The organism is Wenyingzhuangia heitensis (genome assembly GCF_011762155.1).
GTDB classification, from domain to species: Bacteria; Bacteroidota; Bacteroidia; order Flavobacteriales; family Flavobacteriaceae; genus Wenyingzhuangia; species Wenyingzhuangia heitensis.
This window is the reverse complement of sequence record NZ_JAASQL010000002.1, coordinates 276,098-294,255: the sequence shown is the minus strand read 5'-3', so window position 1 is coordinate 294,255 and position 18,158 is coordinate 276,098. Positions and strand designations below refer to the sequence as shown.

The 18,158-nt window shown below is 31.0% G+C and carries 16 protein-coding genes; 9 read left to right on the top strand and 7 right to left on the bottom strand.

The annotated features are described in order from the left end of the window. Positions 1 to 64: 64 nt before the first annotated feature. Entirely contained in the window at positions 65 to 943 is an 879-nt protein-coding gene (locus tag FHR24_RS09880; protein ID WP_167187722.1) for a carbohydrate-binding protein, read from the bottom strand. 213 nt (positions 944 to 1,156) lie between these two features. Between FHR24_RS09880 and FHR24_RS09875 the strand changes: the two genes are divergently transcribed. From FHR24_RS09875 to FHR24_RS09865, 3 genes are all read left to right on the top strand, one after another. Then, positions 1,157 to 1,585, top strand: coding sequence for an FKBP-type peptidyl-prolyl cis-trans isomerase (locus FHR24_RS09875; RefSeq protein WP_167187719.1), 429 nt, complete (start codon positions 1,157 to 1,159; stop codon positions 1,583 to 1,585). 86 nt (positions 1,586 to 1,671) lie between these two features. Then, entirely contained in the window at positions 1,672 to 2,439 is a 768-nt protein-coding gene (locus tag FHR24_RS09870) for a copper resistance protein NlpE N-terminal domain-containing protein (RefSeq protein ID WP_167187716.1), read from the top strand. Between the two features lie 26 nt (positions 2,440 to 2,465). Beyond that, the gene (locus tag FHR24_RS09865; RefSeq protein ID WP_167187713.1) at positions 2,466 to 2,981 is read left to right on the top strand and encodes a hypothetical protein; all 516 of its coding nucleotides are present in this window, start codon (positions 2,466 to 2,468) and stop codon (positions 2,979 to 2,981) included. Positions 2,982 to 3,149: 168 nt separating this feature from the next. Here the strand turns inward: FHR24_RS09865 and FHR24_RS09860 are convergent, their stop codons facing one another. Genes FHR24_RS09860 through FHR24_RS09850 form a run of 3 tightly spaced genes read right to left on the bottom strand, consistent with a single transcriptional unit; the run spans position 3,150 to position 6,539 of the window. Then, a complete protein-coding gene (locus FHR24_RS09860; RefSeq protein ID WP_167187709.1) occupies positions 3,150 to 3,566 on the bottom strand; it encodes a Fur family transcriptional regulator in 417 nt (138 codons plus the stop codon). A gap of 4 nt (positions 3,567 to 3,570) precedes the next feature. Further along, positions 3,571 to 5,907 carry a TonB-dependent receptor gene (locus FHR24_RS09855; RefSeq protein WP_167187706.1) on the bottom strand — a complete coding sequence of 779 codons (2,337 nt, stop codon included), beginning with the start codon at positions 5,905 to 5,907 and terminating at the stop codon, positions 3,571 to 3,573. Positions 5,908 to 5,918: 11 nt separating this feature from the next. Next, positions 5,919 to 6,539 carry a hypothetical protein gene (locus FHR24_RS09850; protein ID WP_167187702.1) on the bottom strand — a complete coding sequence of 207 codons (621 nt, stop codon included), beginning with the start codon at positions 6,537 to 6,539 and terminating at the stop codon, positions 5,919 to 5,921. A 186-nt stretch (positions 6,540 to 6,725) separates the two neighbouring features. On the opposite strand from FHR24_RS09850, the gene FHR24_RS09845 reads away from it, so the two are divergent. After that, positions 6,726 to 7,778, top strand: a complete 1,053-nt coding sequence (locus tag FHR24_RS09845) for a lactonase family protein (protein WP_167187699.1) — start codon at positions 6,726 to 6,728, stop codon at positions 7,776 to 7,778. Between the two features lie 4 nt (positions 7,779 to 7,782). On the opposite strand, the gene FHR24_RS09840 is transcribed toward FHR24_RS09845, so the two are convergent. Continuing rightward, positions 7,783 to 8,700: a patatin-like phospholipase family protein gene (locus tag FHR24_RS09840; protein ID WP_167187696.1), complete on the bottom strand. Its 918-nt coding sequence runs from the start codon at positions 8,698 to 8,700 to the stop codon at positions 7,783 to 7,785. 66 nt (positions 8,701 to 8,766) lie between these two features. On the opposite strand from FHR24_RS09840, the gene FHR24_RS09835 reads away from it, so the two are divergent. The 3 genes from FHR24_RS09835 to lysA all read left to right on the top strand — a co-directional run bounded on the left by FHR24_RS09835 (position 8,767) and on the right by lysA (position 12,150). Then, complete coding sequence (locus FHR24_RS09835; protein ID WP_167187693.1) at positions 8,767 to 9,333, top strand: hypothetical protein; 567 nt, start codon at positions 8,767 to 8,769, stop codon at positions 9,331 to 9,333. Positions 9,334 to 9,418: 85 nt separating this feature from the next. After that, positions 9,419 to 10,654 (top strand): peptidase T, encoded by a 1,236-nt coding sequence (gene pepT / locus FHR24_RS09830; protein WP_167187690.1) that lies wholly within the window; start codon positions 9,419 to 9,421, stop codon positions 10,652 to 10,654. A gap of 290 nt (positions 10,655 to 10,944) precedes the next feature. Then, the gene (gene lysA, locus FHR24_RS09825) at positions 10,945 to 12,150 is read left to right on the top strand and encodes a diaminopimelate decarboxylase (RefSeq protein ID WP_167187687.1); all 1,206 of its coding nucleotides are present in this window, start codon (positions 10,945 to 10,947) and stop codon (positions 12,148 to 12,150) included. Between the two features lie 65 nt (positions 12,151 to 12,215). Here the strand turns inward: lysA and FHR24_RS09820 are convergent, their stop codons facing one another. Both FHR24_RS09820 and FHR24_RS09815 read right to left on the bottom strand, forming a co-directional pair. Beyond that, positions 12,216 to 13,367, bottom strand: a complete 1,152-nt coding sequence (locus FHR24_RS09820; protein ID WP_167187684.1) for an iron-containing alcohol dehydrogenase — start codon at positions 13,365 to 13,367, stop codon at positions 12,216 to 12,218. 66 nt (positions 13,368 to 13,433) lie between these two features. Continuing rightward, positions 13,434 to 14,309 carry an AraC family transcriptional regulator gene (locus FHR24_RS09815; protein WP_167187681.1) on the bottom strand — a complete coding sequence of 292 codons (876 nt, stop codon included), beginning with the start codon at positions 14,307 to 14,309 and terminating at the stop codon, positions 13,434 to 13,436. Positions 14,310 to 14,841: 532 nt separating this feature from the next. On the opposite strand from FHR24_RS09815, the gene FHR24_RS09810 reads away from it, so the two are divergent. Together FHR24_RS09810 and FHR24_RS09805 are read left to right on the top strand one after the other, a co-directional pair. Further along, positions 14,842 to 17,220 carry a TonB-dependent receptor gene (locus tag FHR24_RS09810; protein ID WP_167187678.1) on the top strand — a complete coding sequence of 793 codons (2,379 nt, stop codon included), beginning with the start codon at positions 14,842 to 14,844 and terminating at the stop codon, positions 17,218 to 17,220. A gap of 5 nt (positions 17,221 to 17,225) precedes the next feature. Continuing rightward, positions 17,226 to 18,107 carry a DUF4249 domain-containing protein gene (locus tag FHR24_RS09805; RefSeq protein WP_167187675.1) on the top strand — a complete coding sequence of 294 codons (882 nt, stop codon included), beginning with the start codon at positions 17,226 to 17,228 and terminating at the stop codon, positions 18,105 to 18,107. Positions 18,108 to 18,158: the final 51 nt, after the last annotated feature.

The window sequence follows — 18,158 nt, the reverse complement described above, 5'->3', positions numbered from 1 at the left end:
ACAAAAAAAGAGGGAATGCTATTTTTAAGCATTCCCTCTTTTTTTGCCTATCTTTTTACAAAGATTATTCTTTCTTTTTATTTTGAATTGCTTTTTTAATATAAGTACTAAACTCAGAATATTGATACTTATGTAAATCTACAAGTAAAATTCTATCAATACAATATTTACTAGACCTCCCTGTAATCACCAAAGTATATATGTTGTCTGCCTTAAAATTATACGTTGCCCAAAGTTTTTTATCATTACCATGACCCAAATCCATAATACCTGCAGGATTTTTAAATTCACCTGTACCCCCAACTCCAAAAAACTTTTTATCTTGTTTTAAAACAGAAGTAGATTTTGATGATTTTTCTGAATTATTGACACAAGAATCTATTGTACCTGCTGTAAAATCTCCTTCCATTCTAATAAAACAATCATTATTCGCATCCGACTCAACACCTTCTGGTTTAGAATTTCTAATCATTAATCTATATATTCCAGAGTTTTTTATTTTAAAGGTATAAGACAAAGGAGAACTACCTGAAAAAGGACCATTGTATCTAAGATATCCTGTACCCTTAAAATCTGGAGTTGTGGTTTCAAAAACCCACTTTCCGTAATCCGATTTTGTGCTTTCTGCTTCCATTATTAAAAGACCATTCTCTTCTAAAAAAATATCTATTTTGTTGTTTACAGGAGTTATAGAATCATCTATATATTCTGGTATAGGTTGTTTTTCATCATCACATACCGGAATTCCACTTTTAGTTTCCTCCACATCTTCATTAGGAGTTTCATCTTCTTCTTTAATCGTATCATCCGCTGGGGAATCCTCTTTTATTTCTTCACTGGTTTCTGTTTTAGAACCGTCTATAGATTCATTTTCTTTTTGACAACCAAATGTCAAAATCAAAATAAATAATAAACCCATCAATCTTAAATTTGTACGTATCATTATGTTTAGCCGTTTGGTTAGTTTATAATTTTCAAGCTAGCCAATTAGTATACTTAAGAGTGTTACATATGGTTTTAATTCAAAAAACAATAGCGAACAAAATGGTATTCAAAAACTATTATTTAGATAAAAAGCCTTTAATATTTTTTTAAAATCATTCTATGAGCCATATTTAAATCTATAAATTTGGGCTTTAAATTATAAAACAGAGATATGTCTCAAGCAAAAGAAGGAAGCACAGTAAAAGTACATTACACAGGTAAATTAAATAACGATCAGGTATTTGATAGCTCTAGAGAAAGAGAACCTTTAGAATTTACAGTAGGTGCTGGACAAATGATTCAAGGTTTTGATCAAGCAGTAAACGGAATGTCTGTTGGAGACAACAAACAGGTTACCATTGTTGCAGAAGAAGCTTATGGAGCAAGAAACGAAGATGCTGTGTTTAAATTACCTAAAACACAATTACCGGCTGAGTTAGAACCTCAGGTAGGAATGCAATTAGAAGCTAGTCGTGAAGATGGTCAAACACAAATGTTAGTAATTGTTGGTCTTGAAGAAGAAGAAGTTGTATTAGATGCAAATCACCCATTAGCGGGTCAAGATTTAAATTTTGATATTGAATTAGTTGAAGTAAACTAAGTTTTACTTTTTCATAAAACACAAAACACCTTTTACTTATAAAAGGTGTTTTTTTTATCTTTATACTTGACTTTTAAACAATATTTATGAAATCAACCTTATTAAAAATCACTCTTTTTTCTTTACTATTTATAGGATGTAAAACATCTAACAAAGAAAACCCTCATCATTTAGAAGCTTCTATTTTAAACAAAGATAGTAGTAAAAAAAACTTAGACTGGGCAGGAACATATGTAGGAACTATTCCTTGTGCAGATTGCAGCGGAATTAAAACAAAAATTACCATTAAGAAAGATTTAACTTATACCAAGCAAGTTGAGTATTTAGGTAAAGACACTAATAAAACTATTACCAAAGATCAATTTACTTGGAATGATTTAGAAAATACCATTAACATAGAAAATGTAAGTTATATGGTAGGTAAAAACACTTTAATTCAGCTAAACAAACAAAAAGAATCCATTGACGGGGCTTTGGCAACCAAATATGTATTGCAAAAAATTGCGACAGATACAAAGCTTACAGAAGTTAAATGGTATTTGATAGAGCTTGTTGGAAAACCAATAAAAGCCGCTCAAAAAAACATTCCAAACCTAACTTTAGATAGCAACAACAACCGTGTTTCTGGTTTTACGGGATGCAATAGTATTTCTGGAAATTATGATCTTAAATTTGGAAACAGACTCTCCTTTTCTAAAACAATAAGCACTAAAAAACACTGTTTTAACAATCCTTATGAAACTGCTTTTTTAGGAGTAATTGAAAAAATTGACAACTACACAATTCACAACGATACCTTGTCTTTACACAAAGCCAAAATGGCACCGTTGGCAAAATTTGTACGCGTAAAATAGTTAGGTAACATTTTTAAAAAAAATCAATGAATAAATTCATTTTTACACTTACTTTTTTATTTACTTCTGCATTTCAAATATATGCACAAGATCAAATAGAAACACTTTCCAATGGAAAAAAAATAATTCTACACTCGGACTATACTTGGGAATATCAAAAAGGAATAGAATATAATTTTGATTTTTCTACAATAAAAGATAATATAATTCCAAAACTTTTAAGACAAGGAATAAGTGTTAATAAAAAAACACTTGTAACCGCTATTGAGTTAAAAATACAAGGATGGAAATACACCATGCCAAGACCTAAAAGTTCAAAAGCATATTGGGGTAATAGAGATGGAAGAACCACATGGTATAATGGATACTGGAAAAATAATAAAACAAATAAATATTCAGGAATAATTCCCAAGAAACATACCGATGGTTACTACTATGGAGATAATCAAAACAATACTGGCTGGAGAAATGGAGGAAGCCCTTCCTTTCCCTCTAAAATAGAATGGTTATTATCTACTAATGGAGGAATAAAGCCTCGCTAAAAAAACACTACACAACTCCTGCTTATCTTTAATTCGGGTTTAGTTCTTTCTCAAAGTTTGGTCTATATACACTAAGTCAGCCAAATTTTGTTGTCAGGAATTTTCGGGGTGGCTCTGTGGACAACAAAGAAACAAATCCTAACAAAAAACTAAGGTTAGTAAAATACATTAAATGCATTTTTCACAAACACCACTCACCTCAATATCTACTTGTTGAATTTTAACATTGGGGATTTGAATTTGAATTGTGTTTGTAGTATCTACACAAGAAACCTCTAAACATTCTACACATTTAAAATGTACGTGTTTATGGTTATGACATTCTGTGGTACAATACTCTTTACACATGGCATAATAAGTATCATCTGTACTAACAGAAGCTTTGTGAATAATACCACTATCTAACAAAGCATTTAACGTTCTATACAGAGTAACTCTATCAAAATGTTTTAACTTTTTTTGCAACTCACTATACGGTATGGCCGAATTGTAATTCGCAATAACCGTAAGCAACTCTAACCTTTTAGGAGTTGCTTTTAAGTTTCTATCTCTTAATAAATCTGTAAATTTTATTTCTAAATCCATCTCTTTAAAAATTTACTTTTATTCCCAGTACAATACTTCTTCCTAAATCGTCAGAAAAATATCTTAATCTATTTAAATAATCTCGGTACTTAACGTTAAAAGCATTGTCTAACTTAATGTAAGAGTTTACTTTTGTTTTTGACACGTAAAACTCACTTGTAAAATTAACATTCACCAGCTGATAAGCATTTGGTGGAGGTAAAATATCTTGATTTTCTAACAAATGATTTTGTTTAAATACATATTTGTACTGTATTTCTAGAACCGAATTTCTAAAAAACCCTTGTTTAAAACCTTTAAATTCTGCATTTAACAATCCATTGTTAGCAGGCATATATACTAATGGTGTAGATTCTGATAAATTATCTCCTCTTATAAAACTATACTTAGCTCCTACCTTAAAATTATCCGTAAAAAGATAATTTGTTCCAAAATCAAAACCTAAAATTCTAGCATTATCTTGCTGATATTCAAAAACAGGAAACGTTCCTCTAATGGTTGTTGTAAATTCATTTTCTGACTGTAAATAAATATAATTATCTATATACTGTGCATACACTAAACTTTCAAAAAACCATTTAAAATCTATATTTCCTTCTAATCCTAACGTAGCTTTTACACCTGTTTCTTTTTTAAAATCAGGATTTCCTACTTCAAAACCACTAACTCCTTGATGCAATCCATAAGAATACAATTCATTTATGTCTGGGTTTCTAGAAGTAAGACCTAAATTAAAAGACCAAAATAAATTATGAGTTGCATGATAATCTACTCCTGTAGCCAAACTGTAATTGTGAAAATAATTATCATATTTTTCAACATCTCTATTTACATTTCTATTGATATAAGCAACATTTTGATAAGTAAAATTGTAACGTCCTCCAAACTCAAACTTCCATTTATCTAAATCCAAATCAAATAACGCAAAACCACCTATTTGATGTGATAAATAATCTGGAATTAAAGGTAAAATTCCCGTTTCAGGATCATTGGTATTATCGGTAAATGTATATTGAATTCCCTTTTTAACTTCTAATTGATTTTGATACTTTTTTTGATGTGTAGCTTCTAAAAAATGAGTCTGCTGTAACAAGCCCAATGCAGGAGTGTCAGATCTTCCAGATCTTCGTACATCATACTCTTCTCTTTTATCTATTTGACCTGCATAATTAAATGTATATTTTTCATCATCCGTTATCAATACCTCATTTTCCCATTTCAATAAATGATGATATACTTTTTGCTTAGGAGCATCAATATCATAAGAAAAATCAGTCTCTGTATATTGAGGTTCATCTGCATGCAAAACCGATTGAGCATATTCTGAGAGCTCTCCATTTTCTGAATCTGTACTAAGTGTAACATGAGCACCTCTTAAGACTCCCAATGTAGTATTAAATGTACTTGCATATACTTTAGACATCCAAGAATCAGACATGTTTTTTTCTAATTGAACCGCTAAATTTGCTTCAGTATATCCTGTATTGTTTAAATAATAATCAGACGTTTTTCTATCTCCATATTTTTTTAAAGTTCCAGTAACTCTCCAAGCTATTTGTTTATTATTTTGTTCTAAACTTAAATTCACATTATGCCCATTCCCATTTGTTTCCGTAAAATAAAGCAAACCTCCATGTAAATGAGGATCTTCTTGAATCTCTTTTGGAATTACATTTATAACCGCTCCTAAACTACTTCCTTGATATTCCAAGGCACCTACACCTTTGGTCACTTTTATAGTTCCTGCCATTAATGGATCAATTTCTGGAGCATGGTCATTCCCCCATTGCTGACCACTTTGTACCACTCCATTATTTAACAACATAACTCTACTACCATAAAGACCATGCACTACAGGCTTTGCAATACTATTTCCGTTTTTAACTGTACTTACACCTGTTAAGTTTTCTAGTTGATTGGCTAAATTTTTATTGGTGTTTTTCTGTATATTTTTAAGTTTAACTACCTGTGTACTTTGAGTTGATTTTTTTGGATGTTTGTTTAGTAAATGAATACCATCCAACATATTAACCAAATGTGGCATTTCTACATCTACCGTTAAATGGTTAGATAAAGCAATAGACTTTTCTTTGTCTTCGCAGCCCATATGACGGACAATTATATGATAATTACCCTTACAAATATTTTTGATTTCGTAATACCCATCCTGATTGCTAATTGCTCCTTTACCCGTTTCTTTTATAAATACAGAAGCTCCAACAATTGGGGTTTTGTTAGAGGTGTTTTTTATAATTCCAGAAATAGTATAACTACAATTTTGTGCAAAAAAGCTATACTGAACAAACAGTATAGCTATTGTTAAATAATATCTAAATTTCAATGTCTATTTTCTTATCTGTTTAATCCTAAATCAAAAGTGATATCCACATCATTTTCACCACCTGCATTGGTAACATCACCATTAGCAACACCTTCTGCAAATTTGTTTGGCTCATGACGTAAAACAATTTTAACAGCTCCTCCAGTATAAGATTCTCCTGTTGTAAAAGTAGTTTCAAGACCAATTGGTTTTCCATTTTCATCCTTATCGGTATATAAAACTGTTAATCCATCAATTTGGTGTGTATAGAAAAATTGGTGCTCTGTCCCTTCTTCTTTAACTTCAGCATCAATATCATCTCCATGTTCATGATCATGCTCTTCACCTTCTTCTTCATGCTCCTCTTCCTCTTCTTCGTGATGGTCTTCGTCCTCTCCATTTAGAGAAATCACTGTAGTGTATACCGTGTTAGAATCTAAACTTCCTTCTGTTTTTTCACTATCATCAACTACTCCGTCTCCATTTTCATCATGCCAATGAAAAACAACATCTTCTCCTCCTGCTTCAGGTGTTAAAGTTAAAGTTACATTCGCTATTAATTCTGGTTCATTAGGTATTACTGGATCATCTTTTTCACAAGAAACAATACTACTTGCTATTACTAACGCGGCTATAATTGCTTTAAATTTCATTTTAGTCTTGATTTTTATTTTATGTTTGATGCAAATATATAAAACATTCAAACAAACGCAACTATGTTGCGTTTAATTTTGTGTTAAAAAAATTATATCTTCATCAAAAAAAATAGAATGCACAAAAACATACTAAAAATTCTAATCCTTTCGCTTATTATCGTCTCTTGTAAAACAACTAAATCAATGTCTAACACACCATTAAAAAACACATCGTTCTATATAGGAACTGTTACTAATAATGATTTTTCTACAAGTGAAGGAATCTATCAATCAACTATTGATGAAAATGGTAAAATGAGTGCTATAAAATTGGTTGCTAAAACAGACAATCCTTCATATTTGACGATAACAAAAGATCAAAAGTATTTAATTAGTACAAACTCTGGTGGAGATATAGGCTTGTCTAGTTTTAAAATTGAAGAGAACCTATTAAAGGAAATCAATACATCAAAAACAGGAAAATCTCCCTGTTATGTTTCTACCAAAAATGGATATCTGTTAAATGCAAATTATGCTGATGGATCTATCAATTTGCATAAAATAGACAGCAGTGGAAAATTAAGTGATATTCTAGATACTGAACAACACAACTATAACATTCCTAGTAAACACAAAAGACAAAAGAAATCTTTTGCACATTCTTGCTACTTTGAACCCAACTCTAACAACATCATCGCTATTGATTTAGGAGCAAATAAAATCTTGTTTTCTAGTATTGATACCCAAAGTGATACGTTTGTTTCTAACGCTTTTAGCGAATTACAAATGCCTAGTGAAAGTGGACCTAGGTTATTAACTTTCCACCCTACACTTCCTATTTTTTATGTGGTTAATGAGCTGAATGCAACCGTTACGGTGGTTCAAAAAAACACCAAGAAAAATACTTATAGTATTGTAGAAACAGTAACTACATTACCTTCAAATTTTAAAGAAAATAATACAGCTGCACATATAGAAATTACCAAAGACGGTAAGTTTTTATACATGAGCAATAGAGGTCATGATAGCATTACTGTTTTTAACGTAACAAAAAACGGAACCTTAAATTTTGTAGAAAGAGTTTCTGTAAACGGTAAACACCCTAGAAATTTTTCGTTAAGTACAGACAATCAATTTTTAGTAGTTGCTAATAGAGATACAAACAATATTTGTTCTTTTAAAAGAAACACTACCACAGGTAAACTTACTTTTGTAGATGAAATTGAAGCTCCTAGGGCTACTTGTATTTTGTTTTAAATTATTATTTATCAGCAAATTTTAGTTCGCTCATATTAATATTCTTATGCTTGTTTTTTGCATAAGAATATCCCTCTATCCACCATTCTGTCATTAGTTCTTTGTCAAAAACTAAAGAATTGGTGGTTAAAATTGTGGGAGTATAATATAAATTTAATTGTACGTCTCCGTAATGTGATGCCAATTTACCAATAGAAACATTGTGATTCCTAACTTGTTCTAGAGTAAAATCTAACACATCAGAAATTAAGGAGAATGGATTTTTTGCGGGAATATTGGCAATCAACTTGGTTTCGGTATCTAAAATAATCACATCAATTTCTGTGGCTCCACGGTTGATGGCTTCTTTAATAGGAACCAAAGCTCCAAAACCTCCATCTGCATATTGAAAATTATCTTTTTCATACAAACTCATAAACGGAACATAGTTACAAGATGCCCAAATCCAATCACAAAACTGTTTTCTGTCAAAATCTTTAATAGACTTGTACTCTACTTTTCCTAGTGTTAAATTAGAAACGGTAACTACAATATCTTTATGAGTTGCTTTTAAATCTGCAAAAAACTCTTCATCAATTGTATTGTGCAATAGTTTTCTAAGATTTTTACTTTCACCAAATGTTTTTTGCTTTCTTATTAAATTCCACAAAACCTTAAAATGATTGATAGAAACTGTTTTTGCTCCTCTCCTTCCTTTAATAACAAAAGGATTTACACTAAAAATGGTTGACTGATTTACGTTGGTATACAAATCCTTTAACATTTCTATTCTCCCCAAAGCCAAATGAGAAATTAACAAGCTACCAGTAGACGTTCCTACTAAAATATCGTATTCTTTTTTTAATTTGGTAATTAAGTACTCTGCCACTCCTCCTGCAAATGCTCCTTTGCTACCTCCCCCAGAAATCACCAATGCACGCATAACTATTTAAAATTTTAGACTTATTTTAGTCAACTAAATATACATATTTAATAGTTACAAAACAGAATGAAAAAACTTCATTACTTTATTTACCTAAGCTGTACAATCCTTTTGTTTTCTTGCAAAAAAGAACCTACTATTTATGATGTCATTGAATGTAATACTTCTACAAATTTTAACCATTCTAAAACTATTAGAGATGTAAAAAATAGTTTTGAAATTACAATTGGAGAAAACTGGAAAAGAGAATTGTATTTTGATGATTATCAATCTAGAATTTATGCAGCAGACACCACTAGAAGTTTTTCATCTTCTTTTATTATTGACATTACTCGTTTTAAAGGAAAAATTATTATTGAAGAAGCATTTAAAAATAAAATAAGTAAGCAAACATTAGCAAAACCTAGGTCTTTTATTATCAATCAGGGTCTTATTACTTTTAACCAAAACCCCGCTTATGCAATTTATAGTTTTCAAAAAAACACAGATTCCGCAACTTATACAATACAATGTTACATGTCTAATAAGGACTATTATTATTTGCTTTCTGCACAAATAAACGGGAGTAAAAACTTATCACACAATAGCTCTGAGATTTTAGAAATTTTTAACTCTTTAAAAATATTGCCTTAACAATAAAAAGCAAATTGGTTTTATTTTGTAAAAGTTTATGCTTGTTGTAAACACTTAGTTATTTTTGCCCAAAATTGTAAACACCATGCAACACATTTTAGATAGATTTATTAGCTATATAACCGTAGATACACAATCGGACCCTACAAATCCTAATTTTCCTAGTACGGAAAAACAATGGGTTTTAGCTCGTATGCTAGAAAAAGAATTGCAAGAAATAGGATTGACAAATGTTCTATTAGATGATAATTGCTATTTAACAGCAACCTTACCCAGCAATGTAAACCATAATGTACCGGTAATTGGTTTTGTTGCCCATATAGATACCAGTCCAGATTTTAGTGGAGAGAATGTAAATCCACAAATACATAAAAATTACGATGGTGGAAATATTGTGTTAAACGCAACACAAAACATTATTTTAGATGCTACTTATTTTGATGACATTCAACAATACAAAGGGCAAACTATTATTACAACAGATGGAACTACGCTTTTAGGTGCCGATGACAAAGCCGGAGTTACAGAAATTGTAACTGCTATGGAGTATTTAATAAATCATCCAGAAATTAAGCACGGAACTATTCGTATTTGTTTTACACCCGATGAAGAAGTAGGGAAAGGTGCTCACAAATTTGATGTAAAAGCGTTTGGAGCTGAATGGGCTTATACTATGGACGGTAGCCAAATAGGAGAATTAGAGTACGAAAACTTTAATGCTGCTAGTGCTGTAATTACGGTTCAGGGAAAAAACGTTCATCCTGGTTATGCTAAAAATAAAATGGTGAATGCTGTTTTGATCTCTCAGCAGTTTATAAACGGATTGCCTTCGGATGAAGTTCCAGAAAAAACAACAGGTTATCAAGGATTTTATCATTTACATGACATAAACGGAGATGTAGAAAAAACAACCTTAGAGTATATTGTAAGAGACCACGATTTAGAAAAATTTGAAGAGCGTAAAGAAACTATGAAGTCTTTAGTATCTTCGCTGAACCAAAAATTTGGAGAAGAAATTTTTTCTATAAAAATAAAGGACCAATATTTTAACATGAAAGAAAAAATAGCTCCTGTAATGCATATTGTTGATATTGCAGCAGAGGCTTTAGAAAGAGAAAATATTACACCGTTATTTAAAGCCATTCGTGGTGGTACAGATGGTTCTCAATTATCTTTTATGGGATTGCCTTGTCCTAATATTTTTGCAGGTGGACATAATTTTCATGGTAAATATGAATATGTACCCTTGGAATCTATAGTACAAGCAACCAAAATAGTGGTTAATATTGCTGAAATTACAGCAGAAAAATATAAAAAGTAAAACGCTTCTCGATACAAATTAGCTGCATTTCATTCCGCTAATTCACTCGAAGTGACAAAATAGTCAACTCAAGTAAAAGCATCGAGAACAATTAATGCCAGTTCGAGTGTTTTACAAAGTGTAACGGAGTAAAATGTATCGAGAACAAAATGCAAATAAAGTTCGATTAATTTTAAAAACGCAATTAAGATTGCATCGAAAACAACAAATGTCAGTTCGAGTGATTTTTGAAGTATGAAAAAATTGTATCGATAACAACCAATATATAAAGTAGTTTAAAACAATAAATAATGAACAATCAATTTTTAATTTCGTTAACCGAAAAATACGGAGCACCTTTATACGTGTACAATGCAGACATTATAGAACGTCAATACAATCGTATGATGAACGCTTTTTCATCTGTAAAAAATGTAAAATTGAACTATGCAGTAAAATCTAACACCAATTTAAATGTTTTAAAGTTTTTAAAAAATTTAGGATCTGGAGGAGACTGTGTATCTGTACAAGAAATTAAATTGTGTTTGGCTGCTGGTTTTAACGTAGCAGATATCTCTTATACACCCAACGGAGTTTCTTTTGAGGAAATTAAAGAAGCTAAAGAATTAGGAGTAAAAATTACGTTAGACAATTTATCTAGTTTAGAAAAATTTGGAAACGCATTTCCAAACGCTCCTGTTTCTTTACGTATCAATCCGCATATTATGGCAGGTGGAAATGCTAAAATTTCTGTGGGACATGTAGATTCTAAATTTGGAATTTCTCACACACAAATTGATGCTATTAAAGAAGTACTTACTAAAACAGGAACTCCTGTAAATGGAGTACACATGCACACAGGTTCTGATATTAAAGATCCTAGTGCGTTTGTAGAAGCTATGGAAGTTTTATTAGGAATTGCAACACAATTTGATACGATTGAATTCATCGACTTAGGAAGTGGATTTAAAGTGCCTTATCAAGATGGAGATATTGAAACAAATTTAGAGGAATTAGGAACTATTTTAGGTGCTAGATTCAACGAGTTTTGTACAGAATACGGAAAAGAATTAAAATTGATTTTTGAACCTGGAAAATTCTTAGTAAGTGAATCTGGAAAATTTTTAGCCAAAGTAAATGTCATCAAACAAACACCTAATATTAATTTTGTTGGAGTTGATAGTGGTTTGAATCATTTAATGAGACCTATGATGTATGATGCTTACCACAGAGTACACAATATTTCTAACCCAAACGGAGAAAAAGAAACGTATAATATAGTAGGTTATATTTGTGAAACGGATACGTTTGCAGAAACTAGAGAGTTAGGAAAAGTAAGCGAAGGTGATATTATTTGTATGGACAATGCTGGAGCTTATTGTTTTTCTATGGCTTCTAACTACAATTCTAGATTTAAGCCTGCCGAAGTATTAGTTGTAAAAGGTCAGGATTATTTAATTAGAGAAAGAGAAACTTTTGAAGATATTCTAAAAAATCAAATAGAAGTTGATTTATAGGAGTTACATAAAACTAAAAACGCTAACCATACGGTTAGCGTTTTTTGGTTTTAACTTTTAGTTATTTAGAAGTTTACCACTTCTCCGTAGTAACAAGCATTGTAAATATCTTTCAATTCTTGTACGGTTGGTTTTCTTGGGTTAAAACCTGTACATGGATCAATAAAAGCATTGTTAGCCATATAATCTAAGTTCTTTTCCCAATCTTCTTGAGAAATTCCAAAATCTTTAATGGTTGGAATGTTGTTTACTTCAGAACGTAAATCTTCAATAGCTACGGCTAATTCTTCGGTAGTTTCTTTACCAATTACCTTTGCTAAATCTGGAAAACGATTTGATACTTTTGCATTGTAACGAATTACATTGGGTAAGAAAATAGCGTTAGACATACCGTGTGGCATACCAAACAAAGCTCCAACTTGGTGAGATAAAGAGTGTACAATTCCTAACCAAGCATTGTTAAAAGCCAATCCTCCCATAAAAGAAGCATCGTGCATGTTTTGACGTGCTTTGATGTTTGTAGGATTGTTCACAGCTTCTTTTAAGTTGTTAAAAACAATTTCCATTCCACCTTTTGCCAAAACATCTGCATAATTATCTTCAATGTTAGAAACATACGCTTCTACACAATGTGTCAATGCATCTAATCCTGTGTTTGATGTTACATGAGCTGGCATAGATGCACAAATCTCACCATCAACAATAGCAATATCTGGAGTTAATTCATAAGAAACAATAGGATACTTTACCCCTTTTTCACGATCTGTAATTACAGCAAGACCTGTAGTTTCTGTCCCCGTTCCACTTGTTGATGGAATGGCAATAAATTTGGCTTTGTTTCTTAATTTTGGCACTGAAAAAGGTTTGATCATTGCCTCAAAATCAGCATCTGGGTGTTCGTAAAAAACCCACATCATTTTGGCTGCATCAATGGCAGAACATCCTCCTAAACCAATAATCCAATCTGGTTGAAACTCTTGCATTACCTTTGCCCCTTTTAAACAAGTTGCAGAAGATGGATCTTCTTCTACTCCTTCAAAAAGTTTGGTTTCAATACCTGCTTCTTTTAAATACGCAACTGCTTTATCTAAAGTACCACTTTTTCTCATAGAGCTTCCTCCAGTTACTAAAACAGCTTTTTTACCTTTTACATTTTTTAATTCTTCTAAACTTCCTGCACTATGCAGTACTTCGCCTGCAATAAATAATTTACTCATTTTAAACTTTTTTTTGTTGAGACAAAATTACTTAAGCAGCAAAGCTTATAGATTATAAAAAAATTCCTAATACTTATAAATTCGCGACAACTCTGATTTTAATTCTGTTGGAGTCTCTTTTAATTTGGCATATACAAACTTATTTAAGGCCGAAGGAGAATCAAACCCCAACTCATAAGCAATTTCTTTATGATTTTTACCAGAGAAAATTAGCAAACGTTTTATTTCTGTTAAAATACGTTCGTGAATAATATACAAAGCTGTATGTCCTGTTTTACTTTTACAAATCTCATTTAACTTTTTAGAAGTAATTTTTAATTCGTCTTTGTAATAAGTAACGGTTCTTTTTGATTTAAAATTAGTTTCTATCAACGTTTTAAACTTGGCAAAATAATCCAATTGATTGGGGGCTTGGAACCCTTGGTATTTTTGATGAGCAAGTTCTATTATCTCTAACAACATAATCTTAATATAGAATCTAATTTGTTCCTTTTTTATAGGTGATAAACTCTTAAAAAAAGACAAAATTTGTGTTCCATAAGTATGAATCTTTTCAAATGGTACCTCTTCTAAAACAACATGATTTAGTTTATTTATCAAATCATTATTATAAGAAATCAATTCATTTTTTAACAAATCAGAACAAAACAAGACCTCATCAAACTGAATAACAACTCCTTTGGCATCTTCACTTTTTGTTAAAGCATTAATCTGGTTAGGAAAAACTACCGAGATTTCATTCTTAGACAATTCTAACGTTTCGTGTTCTATTTGCTGCTTTACAGTTCCTTGTTCTAATAATAATACCTGAAAATAATCGCTTCTATGTAAAACCTCTTCATTTTTAATTTTAAGATCCTCTAAATCATAAACATGAAACGAAAGACATGGGGATTTATGTGCATCAAAATATTCTTTTAGGGTATAATTTCTAATTTCCATTTGGCTGTGCTATTAGCTTACAAAGTTAGTTAGAAATATATAAACTATAACTCTTAAACTAAGAACCTATAAAACCTTTTATTACTGATAAGTAGTAATCCTATATTTAACAAAAACATAAGTTTAAAAAAATATTAAAACCTCTAAATTTGTTGATGGTAGTTTTATTTTACCTCTAAAGCTAAATGATCATAAAACAAACCTTAAAAGAGATTCTAAAGCTAAAAATTTGTTTAATCGTATTTATAACTAATTATATAGATGCTTTTTAGAGGTTAATCTATTTTATATTTAATTAACCAAAAACAACTCTTATTTTTGATTGATATAAAATACATTAACACAAAAAAAGCTTACTTAAAAATGTAAAAACAAAAATTTATAAACTACCAACTCCAAATTTTTATTAAAGAAACCAACCAATCTCTTAAAAAGCATAAAAACACTATAAAATAGGTATCAATACTTCTTTTGATACCTATTTTATAATTAATTCCCTTTAATTTGCAAACAACAAACAATTAAAACGTCTATGAAAAAATTAACCCTTTTTATTTTTCTCCTGAGCTGTGTCTATAGTTTTGGACAAGAAAAATTTACCATTACTGGAGTGGTTAAAGATGCCAGTAACGGAGAAACTTTAATTGGTGTGAGTATCATCGAAAAAAGCACCTCACAAGGAACCGTGACCAACGAATACGGTTTTTACTCTTTTACTTTAACCAAAGGAGAACACACCATTGATATTTCTTATTTAGGATATAACAATTTTACCAAGAAAATTAACCTAACTAAAAACACAACACTTAACATAGATCTAAAAGAAAATTTAGAGAGTTTAGATGAAGTGGTCATTTCTGCCTACACCGAAAAAGTGAGCATTAAAAAAGCAGAAATGAGTGTTAACAAAATGGAAGTTCAAACCATTAAAGCCATTCCGGCTGTTTTAGGAGAGGTAGATGTTATAAAAGCAATTACAACACTCCCAGGAGTAACTACTGCTGGTGAAGGTCAATCTGGTTTTAATGTACGTGGTGGAGCTGCCGATCAAAATTTAGTTTTGTTAGATGAAGCTACGCTGTACAATCCTTCTCATTTATTTGGGTTTTTCTCTGTAATTAATGCAGATGCTATTAAAAACTTAAAACTATACAAAGGTGGTATTCCATCAAAGTTTGGTGGTAGAATTTCATCAGTTTTAGACATTCATCAAAAAGATGGTAACAAATATGAATTTCATGGAAATGGAGGGATTGGTTTGCTTTCTTCTAGATTAACTTTAGAAGGACCTATTGTTAAAAAGAAAGCTTCTTTTTTTCTAAGTGGACGTAGATCTTATGCCGATTTATTTTTACCTCTAATTCAGCCAGACAACGAAAGTAAGGCCTATTTTTATGACTTAAACACCAAAGTAAATTGGGATGTAGACGATAAAAACCACTTGTATTTATCAGGTTATTTTGGTCGTGATATTTTTGCTTTAGGAGATACTTTTATCAACGAATACGGAAATGCAGTTGCCAACCTAAGATGGAATCATGTTTTTAACAGTCAGTTGTTTTCTAACTTATCTTTAATTTATAGCGATTATTACTACGGATTAGAAATTGACCTAGCAGGATTTAAATGGGATTCTGGTTTAGAAAACTACAACCTTAAATACGATTTTACTCAATATTATAACGAGAAAATTACGTTTAACTATGGTGTAGAAGGAATTAATTATGTGTTTAATCCTGGTAAAATACAACCTAACTCACCTGATTCTGGAATTTCTGTAGATCAAATAGCTAAAAAATATGCTTTAGAATCTGCAGCTTATATAGATGTAGAACACAGGCTAAACGATAAAATTGATTTAAGATACGGACTACGTTGGTCTAACTTTTTAAGATTTGGTGAAAATGATATTAATATTTACAATGGTTCTCCGGTTTTGTATGATAGTGATTTAAAAATTTACGAACAAGCCACTCCTATTGGACAAATAAATATGGATAGAAGTAAAATTAGAAAAACCTACAACAACTTAGAACCTCGTTTTTCTATAGCCTACGCATTTAACAACAAAAGCTCTTTTAAAGCGAGCTACCAAAGAATGGCTCAATACATTCATATTTTATCCAACGCACAATCTCCTACTCCCCTAGATATTTGGACTCCAAGTGGCGAGCACATCAAACCTCAACTTTCTGATCAAATAGCTTTTGGATATAGTCAAGATTTTAATGGTAAATACAGCTTGACTGCAGAAGTTTTTGGTAAAACAACAGACAACAGAATTGATTATATTGATGGTGCCGATTTAGTAGCACAAGAAGCGATTGAATCTGTTATTTTAAACGGAAAAGCTAGAGCTTATGGTTTAGAGTTGATGTTTAAAAAAGAGCAAGGAAAATTTACAGGATGGATTAGTTATACCTTGTCTAGATCAGAACAACAAACCACTGGAAGAACTGCCGAAGAGGTAGGAATTAACAACGGAGATTGGTACGCTACAAGCTATGACAAAACACACGATTTGTCTGTAATTGCGAGTTACAATGCCTCTAAAAGATGGAAGTTTAATACCAACTTTACTTTACAAACAGGACAACCTGTAACCTATGCAGATGCTAGTTACAGTTACTTAGGATTAAATATACCAAACTACGGAGCCAGAAATGAAAACAGATTGCCAATGTATCACAGAGTGGATGTATCTGCAACATATTCTCCTAAAAAATATGAGACTAAAAAATGGAAAGGAGAATGGGTTTTTAGTGTTTACAACTTGTACAATAGACAAAATGCATCTTCAATTTCTTTTACACAAGATGAAAATTTCTCAACAGGAACGACTAGAAACATTACAGAGCGCTTAACCATGTTTGGATTGATTCCTTCTGTAACCTTTAACTTTAAATTCTAAAAACCATGAAAAAATACATATATACCATACTTATTGCTATTATTTCTTGGTCTTGTACCGAAGAAATTGTGTTAGACGATATTTTAAATTCTACTCCAAGACTGGTGGTAGAAGCTAATATTGATTGGAATAAAAATGATGATGAGACTTCTAAAACTCAAACCATTAAATTAACAAAATCAACCTCTTATTATAGCCAAGATTACCCGGTAGTAACCAATGCCACTATTACGGTAACTAACAGTAGTGACCAGTCTATGGGAACATTTGCTTATGATCCTACTTTAGAAGTATATCTGTCTACTGATTTTAACAAACCTGTTTTAGGAGAAACGTATTTTATAAAAATTGAAGTTGACGGAGAGGTTTACACAGCCAATGACACCTATACTTCTATAGTAGATCCTAATTACATTAGACAAGGTTTAAATACCGATTTTGATCCTGATGGAATTATAAATGTAGATTATAATATTGATAATGAAATTGGAGTAGATAATTACTATTTATTTAAAATTGAGCCTCCAACAAGAGTAACTCTTTTGCCCGAATATTCTAATGCTGATGACAAATTAATTAGCGAAGAGCCTGGAAAAAACAACTATGATTTCACTTATCTTGAAGAAGAATTAGAGCCAGGAGATTTGTTAAAAATTACTACTTACGGAATTAGCCAACGTTATAATGATTATATGAATAAATTATTATTAACTGCCGAGGGTTCTAGTGGTCCTTTTTCTACAACTCCCGCCACCATTAGAGGGAATGTTTTAAACGAAACAGATGAAGAAAACCGTGCTTTTGGTTATTTTTCTATCAATCAATTTACCTATTTAGAATATACCGTTAAAGCAAAATCTGAAGAAGAAGTAGTGACAGAATATTAATTCTTATTAAATTAACATAGTTATAAATAAATTATTTTTTCTATAACTATT